Annotated in this window: 18 protein-coding genes; 6 read left to right on the top strand and 12 right to left on the bottom strand. The window is 65.5% G+C overall.

From position 1 onward, the window contains the following. Positions 1–39: 39 nt before the first annotated feature. The 3 genes from AAC077_RS17050 to AAC077_RS17040 are packed head-to-tail and all read right to left on the bottom strand — an operon-like array spanning position 40 to position 4,095. Complete coding sequence (locus AAC077_RS17050; protein WP_339772048.1) at positions 40–1,215, bottom strand: LarC family nickel insertion protein; 1,176 nt, start codon at positions 1,213–1,215, stop codon at positions 40–42. Next, positions 1,215–2,531, bottom strand: a complete 1,317-nt coding sequence (locus AAC077_RS17045; protein WP_339772044.1) for a lactate racemase domain-containing protein — start codon at positions 2,529–2,531, stop codon at positions 1,215–1,217. The genes AAC077_RS17050 and AAC077_RS17045 overlap by 1 nt, the downstream gene beginning before the upstream one ends. A 16-nt stretch (positions 2,532–2,547) precedes the next feature. Then, complete coding sequence (locus AAC077_RS17040; protein ID WP_339772041.1) at positions 2,548–4,095, bottom strand: altronate dehydratase family protein; 1,548 nt, start codon at positions 4,093–4,095, stop codon at positions 2,548–2,550. A gap of 92 nt (positions 4,096–4,187) precedes the next feature. Here AAC077_RS17040 and AAC077_RS17035 point away from each other — a divergent pair, with 92 nt between their 5' ends. Further along, the gene (locus tag AAC077_RS17035; RefSeq protein ID WP_339772038.1) at positions 4,188–4,964 is read left to right on the top strand and encodes a GntR family transcriptional regulator; all 777 of its coding nucleotides are present in this window, start codon (positions 4,188–4,190) and stop codon (positions 4,962–4,964) included. A gap of 358 nt (positions 4,965–5,322) precedes the next feature. On the opposite strand, the gene AAC077_RS17030 is transcribed toward AAC077_RS17035, so the two are convergent. The 4 genes from AAC077_RS17030 to araD form a co-directional block, all read right to left on the bottom strand. Then, positions 5,323–5,598 carry a type II toxin-antitoxin system RelE/ParE family toxin gene (locus AAC077_RS17030; protein ID WP_339772035.1) on the bottom strand — a complete coding sequence of 92 codons (276 nt, stop codon included), beginning with the start codon at positions 5,596–5,598 and terminating at the stop codon, positions 5,323–5,325. After that, entirely contained in the window at positions 5,591–5,884 is a 294-nt protein-coding gene (locus AAC077_RS17025; protein ID WP_339772032.1) for a type II toxin-antitoxin system RelB/DinJ family antitoxin, read from the bottom strand. The genes AAC077_RS17030 and AAC077_RS17025 overlap by 8 nt, the downstream gene beginning before the upstream one ends. Before the next feature lie 70 nt (positions 5,885–5,954). Beyond that, positions 5,955–6,860 (bottom strand): dihydrodipicolinate synthase family protein, encoded by a 906-nt coding sequence (locus AAC077_RS17020; protein WP_339772030.1) that lies wholly within the window; start codon positions 6,858–6,860, stop codon positions 5,955–5,957. Positions 6,861–6,870: 10 nt separating this feature from the next. After that, a complete protein-coding gene (gene araD, locus AAC077_RS17015; RefSeq protein ID WP_339772027.1) occupies positions 6,871–8,610 on the bottom strand; it encodes an L-arabinonate dehydratase in 1,740 nt (579 codons plus the stop codon). A 268-nt stretch (positions 8,611–8,878) separates the two neighbouring features. On the opposite strand from araD, the gene AAC077_RS17010 reads away from it, so the two are divergent. Continuing rightward, positions 8,879–10,414 (top strand): aldehyde dehydrogenase (NADP(+)), encoded by a 1,536-nt coding sequence (locus AAC077_RS17010; RefSeq protein ID WP_339772169.1) that lies wholly within the window; start codon positions 8,879–8,881, stop codon positions 10,412–10,414. Between the two features lie 5 nt (positions 10,415–10,419). Next, positions 10,420–11,394, top strand: a complete 975-nt coding sequence (locus AAC077_RS17005; protein ID WP_339772024.1) for a 2-hydroxyacid dehydrogenase — start codon at positions 10,420–10,422, stop codon at positions 11,392–11,394. 216 nt (positions 11,395–11,610) lie between these two features. On the opposite strand, the gene AAC077_RS17000 is transcribed toward AAC077_RS17005, so the two are convergent. From AAC077_RS17000 to AAC077_RS16980, 5 genes are read right to left on the bottom strand one after another with little or no spacing between them, the layout of a single operon-like run. Beyond that, the gene (locus AAC077_RS17000) at positions 11,611–11,928 is read right to left on the bottom strand and encodes an NIPSNAP family protein (RefSeq protein ID WP_339772022.1); all 318 of its coding nucleotides are present in this window, start codon (positions 11,926–11,928) and stop codon (positions 11,611–11,613) included. A 9-nt stretch (positions 11,929–11,937) separates the two neighbouring features. Beyond that, a complete protein-coding gene (locus AAC077_RS16995; RefSeq protein ID WP_339772019.1) occupies positions 11,938–12,654 on the bottom strand; it encodes a FadR/GntR family transcriptional regulator in 717 nt (238 codons plus the stop codon). A gap of 17 nt (positions 12,655–12,671) precedes the next feature. Beyond that, a complete protein-coding gene (gene larB, locus AAC077_RS16990; protein ID WP_339772016.1) occupies positions 12,672–13,367 on the bottom strand; it encodes a nickel pincer cofactor biosynthesis protein LarB in 696 nt (231 codons plus the stop codon). Next, a complete protein-coding gene (locus AAC077_RS16985) occupies positions 13,360–14,145 on the bottom strand; it encodes an adenine nucleotide alpha hydrolase (RefSeq protein WP_339772013.1) in 786 nt (261 codons plus the stop codon). Before AAC077_RS16985 ends, larB begins: the two co-directional genes overlap by 8 nt. Further along, complete coding sequence (locus AAC077_RS16980; protein ID WP_339772010.1) at positions 14,142–14,894, bottom strand: FCD domain-containing protein; 753 nt, start codon at positions 14,892–14,894, stop codon at positions 14,142–14,144. Before AAC077_RS16980 ends, AAC077_RS16985 begins: the two co-directional genes overlap by 4 nt. Positions 14,895–15,160: 266 nt before the next feature. On the opposite strand from AAC077_RS16980, the gene AAC077_RS16975 reads away from it, so the two are divergent. The 3 genes from AAC077_RS16975 to AAC077_RS16965 all read left to right on the top strand — a co-directional run bounded on the left by AAC077_RS16975 (position 15,161) and on the right by AAC077_RS16965 (position 19,805). Further along, positions 15,161–16,123: a TAXI family TRAP transporter solute-binding subunit gene (locus AAC077_RS16975; protein ID WP_339772008.1), complete on the top strand. Its 963-nt coding sequence runs from the start codon at positions 15,161–15,163 to the stop codon at positions 16,121–16,123. An 85-nt stretch (positions 16,124–16,208) separates the two neighbouring features. Next, entirely contained in the window at positions 16,209–18,083 is a 1,875-nt protein-coding gene (locus tag AAC077_RS16970) for a TRAP transporter permease (RefSeq protein WP_339772005.1), read from the top strand. 21 nt (positions 18,084–18,104) lie between these two features. Further along, the gene (locus AAC077_RS16965) at positions 18,105–19,805 is read left to right on the top strand and encodes a thiamine pyrophosphate-dependent enzyme (protein ID WP_339772002.1); all 1,701 of its coding nucleotides are present in this window, start codon (positions 18,105–18,107) and stop codon (positions 19,803–19,805) included. Positions 19,806–19,809: the final 4 nt, after the last annotated feature.

Below are 19,809 nucleotides of genomic sequence, written 5' to 3'. Positions count from 1 at the left end.
GCCAGCCTAGCCCGTCGCGGGCCCGGGGTGAAGCGGTGGTTACCCGCCCTCGCCCTTGCGCGCGGCGGCGCGGCGGGCGGCCAGCGTCGGGCTGCTGTCCAGATCGTCGCTTTCTACTTTCAGCGTGTCATGGCCTGCGGGGCGGCGGGTGCGTTTGCGGCGCTGGCCGTCGTCGGTCGTCTCGATGCTGCGGGGCAGGATCAGCCGGTCAACCACGCTGCGGCGCAGGCCCAGGGTCGAGGTCAGATCGAACATGCGCGCGGCCACGGCATCGGCAGCATCAGGGCGCACCAGCAGGTCAATGCGCACCACGGGGCGGGATTTCTTGCCCATGGCGGTCAGCAACAGCACATCCACCACGCCTGTGGTGCCGCGCAGGGTGTCAGTGGCCGCACCCAGTTCCTCGCCGGTCATATCGTCGATGTCGCAGGACAGTTGCACCAGCGGGTCGTGCATCATGCCGCTTGTCGCGGTGTCGAACATCGTGACCCGCAGGATATTCGGCAGACCTTTCATCACCCGCGTGCCCGCGCCCGATCCGACAGCGGTCAACCGCCCCGGCGGGCGGGTGCCGTGGGTGCCATCCGTGACATGGGCCAGAATGGCCGCTCCCGTGGGCGTCACCCGTTCGCCCGCGATGCCGTCGTCGTGCCAGTCGTAGCCTTGCAGGATCAGCGCCGTCGCAGGGGCCGGCACCGGCAGTTTGCCATGCGCCGTGTCCACCAGACCGCCGCCCAGCGGCAGGGGGGACAGGCTGTAGGTCGCCCCACTCAGCGCCGCGCAAATGCTGCCCGCCGCCGTCACGTCCATCAGCGCGTCCCAATCCGCGATTTCATGGAAATGCACGCGGTCGATGGGAATGTCGTGCACCTGCGCCTCGGCCTGCGCGATACGGTGCAGGATGGCACAGGCGGCGTCGGCCGTGCCGTCAGACAGCGGCGCGGTTTCCAGCAGGGCGCGCATCGCCTTGTAGGTGGTGTCGGCCCCGTGCCGCGCATTGGTGCCGCCCTTGGCCAGAACCAGCTTGAACTGGCGCGACATGATGCCGGATGCCACATGTTCGGTCAGCTCGGGATGCCCCACCTCGGCGGGCAGCACAGCGGCCACATCGGCCAGAACGCGGTCGGTCAGGTCGGGGCGCGCGTGCAGCATGGCGGCGATGAACATATCGCCCGCCGCACCACCGACAGGGTCCAGATGCAGATGCAGCCCCATCAGTGTGCGTCCGGCCAGGGGTTGACCAGCCGGCCATCCTCGAACTGCATTTCCTCCAGCTCTCCGATAATCTCGAACCCCGGACGGTCGCGCAGCTCGGGCAGCATCGCCTCGGAGGCATAGAGGTATTCAAGGTGCAGCGTGTTGGGGATACGCAAAAGGCGCGGCTTGGTGATGTCATCGGCACCGCTGGTTTTCACCACCGTTTGAATGGCCGACCGCGCACAGGGCATGACCATCGGCAGCTTGGCCTGCACCAGCACCTGCGAGGTCAGACAGTTGGCATAAACGGCTTCGCGGTCAAAGTTTTCCTCGATCTGCGCGGTGATCACATCGGCCCGCGCGGCCCCGTTGCCATTGCCGTTGCTGCGCGGCGACAGCCCCAGCGCCACCAGCCGTTCGATGTGCAGGTGCACCTGCATCTTGGGGCTGGAAAAACGGTGGGTGATGTTGGGGTCCATACCGGTGCCGGAAAACTCCTTGCCGATCTCGTCCACCACCAGCACGTCCAGCGTGCCCGATGCCGTGGGCTGGTCCAGCGGCCCGACCGGCAGGCGCGGCATGTTGGCCATCGCCTCTTGCAACAGGGGTGCCTCGGCCTCGAGCAGTCCGTCGCTGTCCAGCACCTCGACCCGCGCCAGTTCGTCATAGGCGTTTTCGATGGTGCCGATGCCGAACAGCACCTTGCACCGCTCAAGCTTCATCCGCGCCATCTTGGCGACAAAGATGCCGACGTTGTCGATGCCCCGCGCGTGGCAGTTTTCGGCCCCCGACTGTTTGCCCAGCCCGATCGACAGCATCTTGGCCAGACCGCTTTCGTTGGGCGCGCGGAACGACGTGTGCGGCTTGATCCGGTTGAACAGGATGATGCCGTCGGCGGCATTGGCATAACGGTCCATGCGCACCGACATGCCGTTGTCCAGCACGCCGATTTCGTCTGTCTCCATCGACGACCGGATCGGGCAGCCGATCACGTCCTCGGTCACGCCCAGCTTGGCCAGCAGGGCGGTCTGCCCTTCGGCGGTGGCGCCGCCGTGGCTGCCCATGGCGGGCACCACGAACGGATCAGCCCCGCGCGCGCGGACCTCGGCCACGATGGCGGTCAGCAGTTCGGGGAACACCGCAATGCCACGGCTGCCCGCGGTGATGGCGATGGACATGCCCGGTTTGACCTTGTCGCTGCACGCGGCTCGCGCCATCGCGTCGCGCACGGCGGCGGCGGGGTCGCCGGCGCGGGTGGCGGCAAAGGTCTGGCGGCACAGCGCGATGCGGGGCAGCACGGTGTCCTGCACCAGTTTCACATAATTCGGTGTCATATTGCGCTCTTCCCTGTCAGCCCGTCACGCCAATCGGCCACGGCGCGAATTCTTCTTCCCCGACGCCCAGTGCTTCGGATTTGCTGGCCTGCCCTGACGCCACGGCCAGGATATGGTCGAAAATCTCCTGCCCCAGCTCGGCAATCGTCTTGTCCCCATCAATCACCGTGCCACAGTTGATGTCCATATCGTCCTGCATCTGGGTGAACATCGGCGTGTTCGACGCCAGCTTGATCGTCGGCGACGGATACGACCCAAAGCAAGAGCCGCGCCCGGTGGTAAAGCAGATCAGATTGGCCCCGCCCGCGATCTGCCCCGTGGCAGACACCGGATCAAAGCCGGGGGTATCCATGAACACCAGCCCCTTTTGCGTGACCGGCTCGGCGTAACGATAGACTTCCATCAATCCGGTGCTGCCGCTTTTCTTGGCCCCGCCCAGCGATTTTTCCAACACGTTGGCCAACCCGCCCGCCTGATTGCCGGGGCTGACGACGCCGTTGATCTGCGTGTCGCGGCCACGGGTATAGTCCAGCCACCAGTCCATGCGCTCGACCAGCTTGCGGCCCACGGCCTCGGATCGGGCGCGGCGGGTCAACAGGTGTTCGACCCCGAAAATCTCGGGCGTTTCGGACAGGATCGCGGTGCCGCCGTTGCGCACCAGAATATCCGCCGCCGCCCCAAGGCCGGGATTGGCCGACAGCCCCGACAGCCCGTCCGAGCCGCCGCATTGCATCCCGATGGTGATGTGTTCGGCGCTGCATGGGCTGCGCTGCACCTGATTGGCAGCGTCCAGCATGTCGCGCACGGCGGCCTTGCCTTCGGTGATCGCGCGCGCGGTGCCGCCCACATGCTGCATGGTGATGGTTTTCAGCATCTTGCCCTCGGCCAGGCTTTGTTCTTCGAAGAACTGCGCCAGATTGTTCCGCTCGCAGCCCAGCGACAGCACCACGGCACCGGCCATGTTGGGGTGCCGGATATAGCCCGCCAGCGTGCGCCGCAGCAGGTCCATCGGCTCGCCCGTCATTTCCATGCCGCAGCCGGATTCGTGGATAAACGGGATCACCCCGTCGACATTGGCCCAGTCTTCCATGCGCTCTTCGTCGAAATAATTGCCGATCTTGCGCGCGACGGTGGCCGAACAGTTCACGGTGACGAACAGGCCGATATAGTTGCGCGTGCCGACCTGCCCGTTGGCGCGGCGGATGCCCATGAAGCGGGCGCGCTGGTCCTCGGGCAGGATGTCGGTGGGCACGTAATCGCGGGCAAAGGCATAATCCTTGTCCACCGCGTCAAACGTGATGTTGTGGCTGTGCAGCCAGTCGCCGGGTGCAATGTCATGGGCGGCATAGCCGATGACCGTCTCGAATTTCAGGATCGGCGCGCCGCTCTGGATCGGGCGGATGGCGATCTTGTGGCCCTGCGGCGTGTCGTGGTTGGCGGTCACCGCGTGGTCGGGCAGCGCCGTGCCTTTGGCAATCGGTCCGGTGGCAACCACCACATTGTCGCCATCCGACAGCAACAGTACCCTTGCGGTGGCGTTTCGGTCTAAGGTGGGGCTGTCCATCGGCTGTGCGCTTTCGGTTGGCTTGAAAAAAGACTTCGGGTTCGGGATACGAACTGATATATTAGGATTAACAGGAACAAAGTGCCCTCGCAATGAATGAATCCAACAGATCCCAAAGGTCCGCCGCGACCCTGCTGCCCAAGTCGATGCACGGGGCCGACACCGGCATGGCCCTGTTCGAGGGCGGGCCGACCGGGCGCGGCGTCTACGACAGCCTGCGCGACCAGATCGTCAAGCTGGACCTGCCGCCGGGCACGCCCTTGTTGCGGGCCGAGCTGGCCGAAACTTATGGCGTCAGCCTGACACCGCTGCGCGACGCCTTGCAGCAACTGGCCAAAGAGGGGCTGGTGCATATTTTCCCGCAGTCGCGCACGCTGGTCACGCCCATCAACGTCACCGCCATCCGCGAGGCGCAGTTCATGCGCATCGCGCTGGAAACCGAAGTGGTGCGCGAGCTGGCAGGTCAGATTGCGCCCGAGGATCTGGCGCGGCTGCGCAGCATTGTGGCGCTTCAGTCCGGGATCGCGCAGAATCCAGGCGATGTGCCGACCTTTCAGGAACTGGACGAAGCGTTTCACCAGACGCTGTTCGTGGCCGCGCGCCACGTACAGACCCAGCGGATTTTGCGCAGCCACGCGGGCCACCTGGAACGCCTGCGCCGCCTGCATCTGTCCGACACGGATGACGCGGGCCGGATGCACAACAACCAGCAGGTGGTCGAAGGGCACGCACAGGTTATCGACGGGATCGAGGCCGGAGACGCCCCCCGCGCCATGGACGCCCTGCGCCGCCACCTGCAACGCACGGTGGACCGGATTGCCGAGAAGCGCGCGGCCTTCCCTGATTACTTCGCGCCGGAGAAGGGGTAGCTCTGGACCTGTTTATGGGTTCAGTTGCTGGTGCCGTCTTGTTTTGCAGGGTCGCCCAAAGCGGTCCTTCGCGCGTCGCGCTAGAACCCGTTCAGCATGCCCCCGCGCGGGACAAGGCCGCAGGCCGCCGCGCATCGCCGGGCCGTCCGCCGGCACGGCGATTTGGCTGCTGTTGCGCGGGATGGATAGCTGGGAGGTGCTTGGCTGCCATAAAGTGCCAGTCACTGCGGTTGGATCGCCGCACCACGGCCCAACGATGCGCGGCTTGGCGAACGTTCACACCGGCGCGCACGTCCATCCGCATCTGCCTACAGCCCCGCCTGCCGGCATCCGGTCGCCCAGTGCGGACTGCGCAACCTCAGGGCCACATCTGCGCCGCATGAAGAACGCGCAGAACCGTTACCGCCGCCGTGTTTTCAGCATAGACGACGATATAATTGGGCCGGATCACCAGCTCTCGCGTGTCGTTCACCCTGCCGGGGCGGCCGGATCTGGGATGGGTCAGAAGCCCAAACACCTTGTCTTGAATGTCGTCCATCAGGGCACTTGCCGCATCGGGATTGTCATCCGAGATGTAGTCGACAATCGCCATCAGGTCCGCGACCGCCACTGCCTTCCACTCAAGGTCAGGCACCGCGTTTGCCGTCGATCAAGGCGCGCGCGTCTCGCATCACCTGATCGTGCGGCTTGGCCGGTCCTGCGTCGGCCAACGCGTCCTGTACCTTGGCGCGGAACCAGGCATCGTAGGCGTCAGGATGTGCCGTCAACCCTGCGGGCAAGCCGCCTTCTGCCGCCACGCGGGTCAGCAGAATGCGCACGGCGTCCGACAACGTCAGGCCGACACCGGACAGGGCATCTGTGGCCTTTGCCTTAAGCTGATCATCTACACGAACATGAATCATCGAGGTTTGAGCGGACATGATTGCGCCTCCTTGGAGGCTTCAGTATGTATCTCAATTGAGATACTTTCAAGTCCGCCGTGCAAGCCCTCTACACCCCCGCCAACCCGTTCGCCTTTACAAACCCGTCCAGCGCCGCCTGCTGGCGGTCGGTCAGCGGCCATGCCGACGGCGGGCGCGTTGGGCCGCAGTCCTGGCCGATGGCCATCAGCGCCGCCTTGACGCCGGTGACGTTGGTGCCGTTCTGCTCTTCGGCGCGGATGTCTTCGAACACGCGCATCTCGTCGATCAGGCGGTTCGCGGTGGGATAATCGCCCGCGTCCAGTGCCGCATGGATGTCCATCGACCGCTCGGGCCAGACGTTGATCAACCCCGAGGTGAACCCCCGCGCGCCCACGGCATACAGCGGCGGCGCCCAGACCTCGGCCAGACCGCCGACCCAGACGATATGATCGGGACAGGCCGCAATGGCCCGGGCCAGGTTCAGCGGGTGCGGCGTGGCCCATTTCACGCCCTTGACCCCCTCGACCTCGCACAGGCGGGCGATGCCCTCGGGGCCCATGGCGTCGTTGCGCAGGTACAGCATGACGGGCAGCCCGCCCGACGCGTCGCGCACTGCCTTGATGTAATCCACCGTCCCGCGCGGCGACACGAAGGGATCGGGCGGCTGGTGGATCATCAGCGCATCTGCGCCTGCATCGGCGCTGGCGCGGGCCAGCACACAGGCGTCGCGGATGCCGCGCCCGACACCGGCCAGCACCGGCGCGCGGCCTGCCACCATCTGCGTGACTTCGCGCACCATGGTGCAAGCCTCGTCCGTGGTCAGCGCGTAGAACTCGCCGGTGTTGCCGTTGACGACAGGGATATGCACCCCCGCCCCGATGGCACGGTCGATGATCGGCGCCAGCTTCTCGGGCGCGATCTCGCCGGCACCGTCATAGGGGGTGACCAGAATGCCCGAAATACCGGTAAGTGCTTTTGTCAGATCATGGGTCATGGGCCTGCCTTTAGTAAATGTCCGGCTCGGCCGCAGCCGCACCGAATTGCGTTGTCAGATAGTCGAAGTCACAGCCCTGATCGGCCTGCCCGACGTGGCGCTGGAACATATAGCCCCAGCCGCGTTCATAGCGGGGCGCGGGCGCGACCCAGGCGGCACGGCGCGCCGCGATCTCGGCGTCGTCCACCAGCATGTCCAGCGTCCGCGCCTCAAGGTCCATGCGCACCATGTCGCCGGTTTTCAGCAGCGCCAGCGGCCCGCCGATAAACGCCTCGGGGGCCACGTGCAGGATACACGCGCCGTAGGACGTGCCCGACATCCGCGCATCGGAAATCCGCAGCATGTCGCGGTGGCCTTGCTTCAGCAGCGCCTTGGGCATCGGCAACATGCCCCATTCGGGGAAACCGGGGCCACCCTGCGGCCCGGCATTGCGCAGCACCAGCACGTGATCGGGGGTCACATCCAGATTTTCATCGTCAATGGCCGCCTTCATCTCGGGATAGCTGTCGAACACCAGCGCGGGGCCTTCGTGGTGGTAGAATTTCGGATCGCAGGCGGCGGGTTTGATCACCGCACCATCGGGGCACAGGTTGCCGCGCAGCACGGCCAACGAGCCTTCTTTATACACCGGATTGGACAGCGGGCGGATCACGTCGTCATTATAGACCGGCGCGCCCGCGATGCCGTCGGCCAGCGGTTTACCGGTGCAGGTGATCGCGTCGCGGTCCAGCTTGTCGCCCAGCTGGTCCATCAGCGCGCGCAGACCGCCCGCGAAATAGAAATCCTCCATCAGGTAATCGGCCCCCGAGGGCCGGATGTTCGCGATCAGCGGCGTCGTGCGCCCCAGCGCGTCCAAATCGTCCAGCTCAAGCGACACACCGGCGCGGCGCGCCATGGCCAGCAGGTGCACCACCGCGTTGGTGGAACAGCCCGTCGCCATCGCCACGATCGCCGCATTGCGCACGGACGCGGGGGTGATGACCTTGTCAGGCGTCAGATCCTCCCAGACCATATCGACAATGCGCCGCCCGCAGGATGCGCTCATGCGTTTGTGGCCCGCGTCGGCGGCAGGGATCGACGACGCACCGGGCAAGGTCAGCCCCATCGCTTCGGCAATCGCGGTCATGGTCGATGCGGTGCCCATGGTCATGCAGTGCCCATAGGACCGCGCGATGCCGCCCTCGACGCCGACCCATTCCTCGGATGTGATGGTGCCCGCGCGCCGCTCGTCCCAGTATTTCCAGGCGTCCGAGCCAGACCCCAGCGACTTACCCGCATAGTTGCCGCGCAGCATCGGACCGGCGGGCAGGAAAATGAACGGCACTCCGGCGCTGATCGCGCCCATGGTCAGGCCGGGGGTGGATTTGTCACAGCCGCCCATCAGCACCACACCGTCCAGCGGGTGCGACCGGATCGTCTCTTCGGTCTCCATGGCGATCATGTTGCGGTACAGCATCGACGTCGGCTTGGTAAAGCTTTCGTCGATCGAGATGGTGGGAATTTCCAGCCCCAGACCCCCGGCCTGCGCGATGCCCTTTTTCACATCCTCGGCGCGGTCGCGGAAATGCAGGTGGCAGGGGTTCATCTCGGACCATGTGTTCAGGATGCCGATGACCGGGCGGCCTTCCCAGTCCTCGGGGCCAAGGCCCATCTGCATCATCCGCGACCGGTGGCCAAAGCTGCGCAGGTCATCGGGGCCAAACCAGCGCGTGCTGCGCAACTGATCGGCGGTTTTCTTGTGCTGGGTCATCCTGGCCCTCCCAAAGTGGTGGATTTTGTTCAAGTTCCGGCGTTTGGGCCTTAACTTTTCCCAACTAATATATTACCATATCAGGCAAGATGTCGAGCTTGTTTTGGAAAACGCCCCGCTGCCGGATCGCCACAACGGCACGGGCACGGGGGCGGTGCGTCGCCGCTGGTCCGGTCCGTTGGTTGAACCCGTTCAGGCGAAAACCTACAAGTTCGCACAAATGGTACAGGACCGCTGTACCGATACGCATATGAATCAGGAGCATTTCATGACCGCAGACACCAATGGTTTCACCCCCCACGGCAAACATCTGATCGCAGGCGAATGGGTCGCTGGCGAGACCACGTTTGAAAACGAACCGACCACGGGCCGCCGCGACACATTCTCGGTTGGGACACCCGCCCACGTGGACACCGCTGCCGCCGCCGCCGAGGATGCATTCTGGACCTACGGCTATTCCACCCGCGCCGAACGCGCCGCCTTTCTGAACGCCATCGCGGACGAGATCGAGGCCCGCGCCGACGCGATCACCGACATCGGCAGCCGCGAATCCGGCCTGCCCACCGCGCGCCTGCAAGGTGAACGTGGCCGCACCACCGGCCAGTTGCGCCTGTTCGCCGACCACATCACCAGCGGTGCCTACCTTGACCGGCGCGTTGATGCCGCCCTGCCCGACCGTCAGCCCGCACCGCGCCCCGAAATCCGGCTGATGCAGCGGCCCATTGGCCCCGTTGCCGTGTTCGGCGCGTCGAACTTTCCGCTGGCCTTCTCCACCGCCGGTGGCGACACCGCCGCAGCACTGGCTGCCGGTTGCCCCGTCGTGGTCAAGGGCCACTCGGCCCACCCCGGCACCGGCGAGATTATCGCCGAAGCCATCCATGCCGCGATCAAGTCCTGTGGCGTGCATCCCGGCGTGTTCTCGTTGATCCAGGGCGGCAAGCGCGACATGGGTCAGGCGCTGGTGCAACATCCGCTGATCAAGGCCGTGGGCTTTACCGGATCGCTGGCCGGTGGCCGCGCGCTGTTCGACCTGTGCGCCCAACGCCCCGAGCCGATCCCGTTCTTTGGCGAGCTGGGGTCGGTCAACCCGATGTTCGTGCTGCCCAACGCCGCCGCCGCACGCGGGGCCGACATCGGCACCGGCTGGGCCGGATCGCTGACCATGGGCGCGGGCCAGTTCTGCACCAACCCCGGCATCGCCGTGGTGGAAAAGGGTGCCGATGGCGATGCCTTCGTGGCCGCCGCCAAATCCGCGCTTGAGAAGGTTGACGGGCAGGTCATGCTGACCGACGGCATCGCGCAGGCCTACCGCGACGGGCAGGCCCGCTTTACCGGCCGCAACGCGGTGCAGCCGCTGCTGGAAACCAAAAGCGAGGGGCGCACGGCCAACCCCAACCTGTACGAGACCGACGCCGACACCTACCTGCAAGATCACGCGCTGGGGGAAGAGGTCTTTGGCCCGCTGGGTCTGGTGGTGCGCGTCAATTCCGCCGACGACATGCGCGATCTGGCCAAAGGGTTCGAGGGCCAGTTGACCGCAACGATCCACATGGACGACGCCGACGCCGATGCCGCCCGCGCCCTGCTGCCGGTTCTGGAACGCAAGGCCGGCCGCGTGCTGGTCAACGGCTTCCCCACCGGCGTCGAGGTCAGCGAGGCGATGGTGCATGGCGGGCCCTACCCTGCGTCCACCAACTTTGGCGCGACATCCGTGGGCACCATGTCCATCCGCCGCTTCCTGCGGCCGGTGTCCTATCAGAACGTGCCGACCTCGATCATGTCTGACGATCTGGCCGAAAGCTGAAGGTCATGGCCACCAAATCACCCGGCGGTCTGATCGGCCCCGTCGCCGTGCTGGACGTGCTGACAGCGGAGGTGCAGGAACAGGTGCGCGGCTATGCTGCGGGTCTGGACCTGCGGTTCACCCCCTCCGCTTCGGCGCAGGACTTTGCCGCCACGGTGCAGGGCGCGCCCTATATCGTGGCGCGCAGCCGGGGCTTGCCGGCCGAGGTGCTGCAACAGGCCGACGCGGTGCAACTGGTGCATCAATGGGGCACGGGCACCGACGGCATTGCGCTGGACGTGGCCCGTGCGCGCGGCATTCCGGTGGCGCGCAGTCCGGGGCTGAACGCGCCGACGGTGGCCGACCTGACCATCGGGCTGATGCTGGCCACCCTGCGCCGCATCCCGCAGATCGACGCCACCACGCGGGCGGGCAACTGGGGACCGGCGGCGCTGATTTCCGGCGCGCGGGATCTGAACGGGATGACCGTGGGGCTGGTCGGTTTCGGTGCCATCGGGCAAATGGTGGCGCGGCGTCTGTCGGGGTTCGACTGCACGGTGCTGTATCACCGCCGCTCTGGCCCCATCGCAGGCAGCACCGCCCGCCATGCGACGCTGGACGAGGTTTTCCGCACCAGTGATGTGGTCAGCCTGCACGCGCCGCTGACCGACAGCACCCGCCATCTGGTCGGGGCGGCGCAGTTGGCGCAGATGAAGCCGGGGGCGTTCCTGATCAACACCTCGCGCGGCGGGCTGGTGGACGAGGCGGCTTTGACTACGGCGCTGGAGAATCGCACGATTGCCGGGGCCGGTCTGGATGTGTTCGCCCAAGAGCCGGTGAACCCGGACAACCCGCTGCTGGGCTTGGACAACGTGGTCGCGCTGCCCCACATCGGCGGCCGCACCGACGACAATCTCGCGCGGATGGTGTCCCATTGGGCGGCGAACATCCGCGCCTTTGACGCGGGTCAGGGGATCGACGCGGCGTGTATCGTGCCGTAGGCGCGTCACGCACCAAAGCCCGGAGTCAAGGCTCGCAGAGCCGCCGGGCAGCGCCCGACCGCCCCATGGGCGGGCGCTTCTTCACCGTATTGCGTGTCGGCATCCCCACGCCGAAGCGGATAAATAAAGTGGCATGAACCAAGGTATCTGCGCCCACCCGCGGTCGGGCGCTGCCCTATGTGGCAAGGTCCCATTTACCACAAGACGAACCACCCCCTACCCCTCAAAAAACGGCGCAGGCGTCAGGATCTTGTTGACCTGGCTCACCAGATACCCCGCCTCGGCGCTGCGGCGCAGGTAATCCTGCCAGTCCGCATCCGCCATCAGCCGCGCCCGTTTCGCGGCGCGGTCGGCGGCGTCGTCATAGGTCCAGACGTGCACGAACGAATTCACGTCCCCCGTTTCCACCTGCGCAAACATCACCGGCGCGCCCAGAATCCGGCGCTGCGCGGGATAGCCATAGGTGCCGTACAGCGCCAGATGTTTCTTGATCGTGCCGGGGCGGCAGACATAGGTGCGGTGGTCGTAAATCATGGGCTTTCCTCAGGTGTTGCGGCTGTGGTCGGTGACACGCTGGCGCGCTTGCAGCAGGTGATAGGACATCGACACCGCCGCCGCCTCGCTGTCGCCGGATTTGATCGCCTCAAGGATCTGCCGGTGCTCGCGCAGCACCGTGTCGATGCGTTCCTGCGACCCTTCGCGCGTCAGCTTTTGCGCCACGTCGATCGACTGTTCGACCACCTCGCGGGTGCTGTCCAGCATCCCCGCAAACACCGGATTGCCCGAGGCCTCGGCGATGGCGCGGTGAAACAGGTAATCTGCCTCGACCGACGGCGTGCGGGCCTGCATCGACGCCTCCAGCTCGGCCAGCGTCGATTCAATCCGCGCGATGTCCTTGGCGCTGGCGCGCAGGGCGGCCATGCGGGCGGTGGCGTGTTCCACCACCATCCGCGCCTCCATCGCGCGCATCAGACCGGCGACCGATCCGGCAGTGGCAAATTCGATCAGCTTTTCCGGCGGGCGGCGGCGCACGAACGACCCCACCCCGCGCCGCGCCTCGACCAGCCCGTCCTCTTGCAGCTTGCGCAGCGCCTCGCGCACCACGGGGCGCGACACGCCAAAGGCGGTGGCGATGCGGTGTTCCGATGGCAGACGCTCGCCCTGTTTCAGGGTGTTTGAAACGATCTGTTCCAGAATCTGGCCGTACAACTGGTCGGCCAGTGTCTGCCGCTTGGTGATCATCAGCTTCGGATTGTCCATCGGCAGCCCCCCTTGCGTCATGTGGCCGGTGCAGCGCGGCGCATCATGTTGGCCGTGCGCAATGCCGCGGTGGCCGCGCCATAGCCGTTGTCGATGTTCACCACCGTCACGCCCGCGGCACAACTGGCCAGCATCGCGTCCAGCGCCACGCGCCCGCCGGTGGCGACACCATAGCCGACCGAGGTCGGCACGCCGATCACCACGCCGGGCACCAGCCCCGCCAGCACCGACGGCAAAGCCGCGTCCATGCCTGCAAAGACAATGACAATATCCATCGCGCGCAACTGGTCCTCGCGCGCCAGCAACCGCCACAGACCCGCGACCCCCACGTCGGAAATCGCGGTGGCGTCGAAGCCGGCAAAGGCCAACACCCGCTGCGCCTCGGCCATCGGTGCCGCGTCTGATGTGCCGGCACTGACCAGCGCAATGCGCGGTGTTGTGGCAAGCGCGGGCATCTGGCCAAGGATCGCAGTGCGGGACAGCGCGCAATAGTCCAGCACCCCGCGCAGATCATCGGGCAACCGGCCATGTTGCGCGGCATCCAGACGGGTCAGCAGCAGCCGCCGCCCCTCGCGCACAGCGTCCCCGATGATCGCCGCCACCTGCGCGTCGGTCTTGTGACCGCACAGAACCGCCTCGTCGATCCCGATGCGGGCGGCGCGGTCGCGGTCAAAGGTGACATGAGGATCACCGTCTTTCGCAATTTCAGACATGAACGAAGGTGCTTCCCTGTTTATACGCCTGCACGGTTACCGGCAGCGTACCACCAATCACCCCGCGCGCCAGATCATGCAGGGCCAAACGCCGGTCGGGGGTCAGCGCGTCATACACGCCCCCCTCCAGCGCAATCACCCAGCCGCTGTGCATCCGCCGGCAGCGCAGGGTGATGTTCCCCAACTCGGCGCGCAACAGGGTCTCCACGCGGTCGATGGTGGCCAGCTCCTCCGGCTCCACCCGCAGGCCGGTTTCGATCCGGCTGGCCAGACAGGGCGCCGCAGGCAGGTCCGACAGATCGCCCAGCCCCAGCACCCGCGCCAGCGCGCGCACATCCGCCTTGGCCATGCCGGCCGCGACAAAGGGGTGGATCACATTATGTTCCTCCGCCGCGATCAGGCCGGGGCGGTAGTCGGACAGATCGTCGGTGTTGGTCCCCGCCGCCACCACATCGCCCATGCGCGACAGGGTGCCGTACAGGTTCACCTTGCAGAAATAACAGCGGTTCACCGGATTGGCGCGATAGGACGGATCGTCAAATTCCCCCGATTGCACCAGCTTCAGGGTCAGCCCCCGCGCGGCGGCAAAATCATGCACGCGCGCGGTGGCCGCCGCCGGCACCGCAGGGGACACCGCGTGGCACAGGGTCACGCCATCCGCGCCCCGCGCAATTGCCGCCGCCGCCGACAGGGTCAGGCTGTCGATGCCCCCGCTCAGCGCCACGGTCAGCGATGCGGGCGCTGTCAGCGCATCATGCAAGGCTGCGGGCAACATCATGCATCCCCCGCCTTGATCTGCCGCAGGTTCCCCAACAGCCGCTGGCCCGACAGTTGCAAATGCACCCGCATCCGGTCGCGCGCCAGACCGCTGTCGCCTGCCGCAATCGCCGCTGCGATGTCGTGATGCTCGGCCACCGCGTCGCGGCTGTTGCCACCGCGTTCCACCGCCTTCAGCCGCCCGGCCAGCATGGTCTCGCGCAGGCTGGCCCCCAGATAGTTGAACAGCCCCAGATAATAATCGTTGCCCGTCGCATCGCTGACCGCACGGTGAAACCGCAGATCGGCCTCGACCCCCTGCGACACGCCCGAGGTGCCGGTTTCGGCGTGGTCGAACATATCGGCAGCGGCCTGAATTTCGGCACGGTGCGCGTCGGTGGCGCGTTCGGCGGCAAAGGCGGCGGCCTCGATCTCCAGCCCCATGCGCAGCTCAAGGATATGCGACAGCTTTCGCAGGCTTTCCACGTCCTGCTTGTCGATGGCAAAGCCCATCTGCGGCCGGTCGCTGGACACAAACGCCCCGCGCCCCTGCTGGCTGGACAGCATCCCCTCGGCCTTCAGCCGCGACACCGCCTCGCGGACCACGGTGCGGCTGACATCCAGATCCTGCGCCAGCGTGGTTTCAGACGGCAGCATCGACCCCACGGGCCAGGCCCCGCTGACCACGTTGTGCCGCAACACGTCGGTCACCTGATCGCCCAGCGTGGCCCCCCGTGCCAACGGTGCCGAGGCTTGAAATAGGTCGCTCATCTGTTCGCCCCTTTTGACCGAGTGATACATCTGTCTGACAAGTTGTCAATATTGATGACAACCACGCGAAATATGGCGTTTTCACTGGTTATTGCAGCATTCAACATGACAGCAGAAGCGATTTAGGCAGGTTTTTGTATTTTTATTTGACAAGTCACCCGAAGCGGCACAGTCTGCCCCCAGCGTCGGCACAGCCGTGTCGTCACAGGAGGAGCAAGCCCGCGCACCTGCGGGTTTCGTCTATATTCGAACTCGGGAGGGGTTTCATGTCCATGTTTTCCAAAGCGGTCCGTCGCACCACGGCGGCCACACTTATATTCGCCGCCGCAGGCGTCGCAGCACAGGCCGAAGAATTTGTCATGGCCACCGGCCAGCAGGGCGGATCGTGGTATCCGGTCGGCGGCGCCATCAAGGCGATTGTCGAGCGCGAGCACCCCGACATCACCATCACGGTGACCCCCGGCGCGGGTGTGTCGAACGTGGTCGGCGTGGATGCGGGCCGGTTTGCCATCGCATTCGCCAACTCGATCTCGACCGTGGACAGCCTGACCGGCAAGGAACCGTTCCGCAAGGCCACCACGAACGTGTGCAACCTGGGCATCCTGTATCCGCAGTATTTCCAGATCGTCGCGCTGGCCGATTCCAACATCAAGACTGTGGCCGACATGAAGGGCAAGGGCCTGACCACCCAGCAGCTGGGCAACACCGGCGAATTCCTGACCCGCGAACTGCTGTCGACCGCCGGTCTGACCTATGACGATCTGGGCAGTGTCGCGCACACGTCCTATTCCGACAGCGCCTCGCAGATGAAAGACGGTCATGCCGATTTCTTCACGCTGGGCTCGTCGCTGCCCACCGGTTCGGTGATGGACCTGGCGTCCTCGCGCAAGATCACGATGGTCGATGTGGACCCCGAGACGTTCAAACACTTCAAGGACCAGAACGCGGCCTTCCAACTGCGTGAAGTCAAGGCAGGCGTTTACCCCGGGTTCGACGAAGTCGTGCACGCCATCAGCTACGACACGCATATGGTCGCGCCCTGTGACTACAACGGCGACACCGTCAAGGCCGTGCTGAGCGCGATTGCCGACAACCCCGACAGCTTTGCCGCGATCAGCAAGACCATGGCGAACCTGACCGTCGAGCAAATGGCCACCGACATCGGCGTGCCCTTCCACCCCGCAGCCAAGGAATTCTACGCCGAACGTGGCGTGGCGGGCATGGAATAATCCAGCTCTGACATCCTGATCGGGCGGGGCCGCTGGCCTCGCCCGTTTTCGACTTTCACCCTTACCAACTGCGCGGGGACCTTCCATGAGTCTGGCGATTCTCACCGACAAGATGCCTCTTTTTGCCCGGATTTCGCGGCTGATGCTGATCGGCATGGCCATGTGGCATCTGTATGTTGCCTTTGCCGGTCCCCCGAACCCCTATATCATGCGCGGCGTGCACGTGGCGCTGGCGCTGGTGCTGATCTACTGGACCACCGACCGGCGCGGCGTGCGCACCGACACACCCGGCTGGATCGACGTGATCCTGGGCGCGGTTGCCTTCAGCGCGGCGCTGTATCCGTCGTTCAACCTGAATTACATCACCCAGCGGTTTCTCTACGTTGACCCGCTGCTGCCCATCGACATCGTGGTGGGGATCACGCTGGTGGTCCTGCTGCTGGAAGCGACACGGCGGATGCTGGGGCCGATGCTGCCGATCACCGCGATTGCGTTCATGGCCTATGGGCTGATGTTCACCTCGACCCTGCCGTCGGTCATTCTGGAACAGTTGTTCATGACGCCCGAGGGCATCTTCGGCATCCCGATCGCGGTGTCGGCGACCTATATGGTGCTGTTCATCCTGTTCGGATCGCTGGTCGAAAAGATGGGCGTGGGGCAGTTGTTCATGGACTTTGCCGTGGCGCTGACGGGCCGTCAGGCCGGCGGCCCGGCCAAGGTCGCCTGTGTCACCTCGGGCCTGTTCGGCTCGGTGTCCGGCTCGGCTGTAGCCAACGTGATGACCACGGGCACCTTCTCGATCCCGCTGATGAAACGCATGGGCTTCAAACCCGCCTTTGCCGGCGCGGTCGAAGCGGTCGCCTCGACCGGCGGGCAGATCATGCCGCCGGTGATGGGCGCTGCGGCCTTTGTCATGGCGGAATATCTGGGCGTCGGTTACCTGACCGTCGCCAAATACGCGCTGGCCCCCGCCGTCCTGTTCTATGTCGCCCTCTTCGCCGCCGTGCATTTCGAGGCGAAGCGCAAGGGCATCGGGTCGGTCCCCAAAGAGGACCAGATTCCGATCAAAGAGGTACTGCTGGAACGCGGCCACCTGTTCATTCCGCTGATCGTCATCGTTGGCGTTCTGATCATGGGCTATTCCGCCCCCTATGCGGCGCTGTGCGGCATCATCTCGGTCGTGCCGGTGGCCGCCATGCGCAAATCGACGCGCCACTACGTGACCATCGACAACATTCTGGACGCCCTGGAAAACGGCGCGCGCAACGTGCTGTCCATCGCGGCAGCCTGTGCCTGTGCGGGTATCGTTGTGGGTGTCATCGACATCACCGGCCTTGGCCTGACCTTCTCGAACTTTGTGATCGAGGCGGCGCAGGACCGTCTGGTGATCGCGCTGATCCTGTCGATGGTGGCGGGGATCATCCTGGGCATGGGGATGCCCACGACGCCCGCCTATATCGTGCAGGTGGCCCTGCTGGTGCCGGCACTGGTGAAACTGGGCGTACAGGTCGAAGCGGCGCACCTGTTCGTCTTCTACTTTGCCATCCTGTCGGCCATCACGCCGCCCGTGGCCATGGCGGTCTATGCCGCCAACACCCTGTCCCACGCCAAGATTGTCGAGGCCAGCTGGGCCGCCGTCAAACTGGGGGCCACAGGATTCATCGTGCCGTTCATGTTCGTCTATGAACCCGCGATCCTGATGCAGGGCGACTGGGTGCACATTGCCATCGTCATCACGCAGGCCACCATCGGTGTGATCCTGCTGGCGGCAGCGTTGCAGCGGTATTTCTTCGGGCGCATGGATCTGATCACCTCGGCGGTGCTGTTTGCCGCATCCTTGTGCCTGATCTATCCCGATTACCGGATCACGCTGGTGGGCCTTGCCATTGCAGGCGGCGTTCTGGCACTGCAAAAGGTGCGTCACCGCGATACGGTGACACCATCACCCGCCAACAACTGAACCGAACGGAGCGTTTTCCACATGACCCAGACCACCCAGACCAAAAGCCGGACCGGCGGACAGGTTCTTGTTGACCAGCTTTTGATTCACGGGGCCGACCGCGCCTATTGCGTGCCCGGCGAAAGCTATCTGGAAGTGCTGGACGCGCTGCATGACGTGCAGGACCGGTTCACGCTGATCAACGCCCGTCACGAGGCAGGCGCGGCCAACATGGCCGAAACCCATGGCAAGCTGACGGGCCAGCCCGGCATTTGCATGGTCACCCGTGGCCCCGGTGCCTGTCATGCCGCCATCGGGGTGCACATCGCCCAGCAGGACAGCACGCCGATGATCCTGCTGGTCGGCCAGATCGCCCGCGACACCACCGACCGCGAAGCGTTTCAAGAGGTTGATTACCGCGCCATGTTCGGCCCCATCGCCAAATGGGCCACCCAGATCGACGACGCCCGCCGCATTCCCGAATACATGGCCCGCGCCTTTCGCGTCGCCACCTCGGGCCGCCCCGGCCCCGTGGTGATTTCACTGCCCGAGGACATGCTGACCGACGTGGTCACAGTCGCCGACGCGCGCCCCTACACCGCCACCCATGCCCAGATGTCGGACAGCAGCCTCGATGCGCTCAAGGCGGAAATGTCCACCGCCGAACGCCCGCTGCTGCTGCTGGGCGGCTCAGGCTGGTCGGATGAAACGGCCGCCAACATCACCCGCTTTGCCGAAGCCAACAACATCCCCGTCACCACGTCCTTCCGCCGTCAGGACATCGTGAACAACCTGTCGCCGGTCTTTGCAGGCGACTTTGGCACCTCGACCGCACCCAGCCTGTACGCGCACCAGCGTGACGCCGACCTGCTGGTGGTCATCGGGGCCCGTCTGGGTGAAATGACGACCAAAACCTATACCACCATCACCTCGCCCAACCCCGCGACCCGTTTGGTGCATATCTACCCCGACGCGGACGAGATTGGCCGCGTCTATTCCCCCGATCTGGGTCTGGCCGCCGCCCCCGCATCTGTCGCCGCAGCCCTGGCGGATGTCGATCTGGGCCGCGCCGATGCATGGGGCGGCTGGTGCGAGAAACTTCACAACGATTACCTGACCGATTCCGAAGCCCCCAACGGCGGCGACTGGGAACTGGACATGGGCGTCGCCCTGACCCAGATCCGCGACAGCCTGCCCGACGACATGGTGGTGACGCTGGACGCGGGCAACCACACCGGCTGGGCGCAGCGGTTCCTGCGCTTTGGCCGTCCGGGGCGCATCATCGGGTCAACCTGTGGCGCGATGGGCTATTCCGTGCCCGCCGCCGTGGCCGCATCGCTGGAAAACCCCGACCGGCTGGCGCTGTCCTTTGTCGGTGACGGCGGTTTCATGATGAGCGGCAACGAACTGGCCACCGCCGCGCAATATGGCGGCTGTCCCATCGTTCTGGTGTTCAACAACGGCGTTTACGGCACCATCCGCATGCATCAGGAACGCGACCACCCCGAACGCGTGTCGGGCACGACGCTGATCAATCAGGACTTTGTCAAAATGGCCGAAGGTCTGGGCGCGCACGCCGAACGTGTGACCAAAACCGCCGACTTTGCCGATGCCTTCGCCCGCGCCCGCGCGGCGGGCCGTCCTGCGGTGATCGAACTGGTGACCAACCCCGAACAAATCTCGACCCGCACCACGATCACCAAACTGCGCGACGCCGCGAAACAAAAAGCAACCGCCGGATAAGGGT

Origin of the sequence: uncultured Pseudosulfitobacter sp. (assembly GCF_963976325.1) — a bacterium.
Classification (GTDB): domain Bacteria; phylum Pseudomonadota; class Alphaproteobacteria; order Rhodobacterales; family Rhodobacteraceae; genus Pseudosulfitobacter.
Note: the sequence above shows the minus strand (reverse complement) of the source record. Positions and strands in the feature narration are given on the sequence as shown.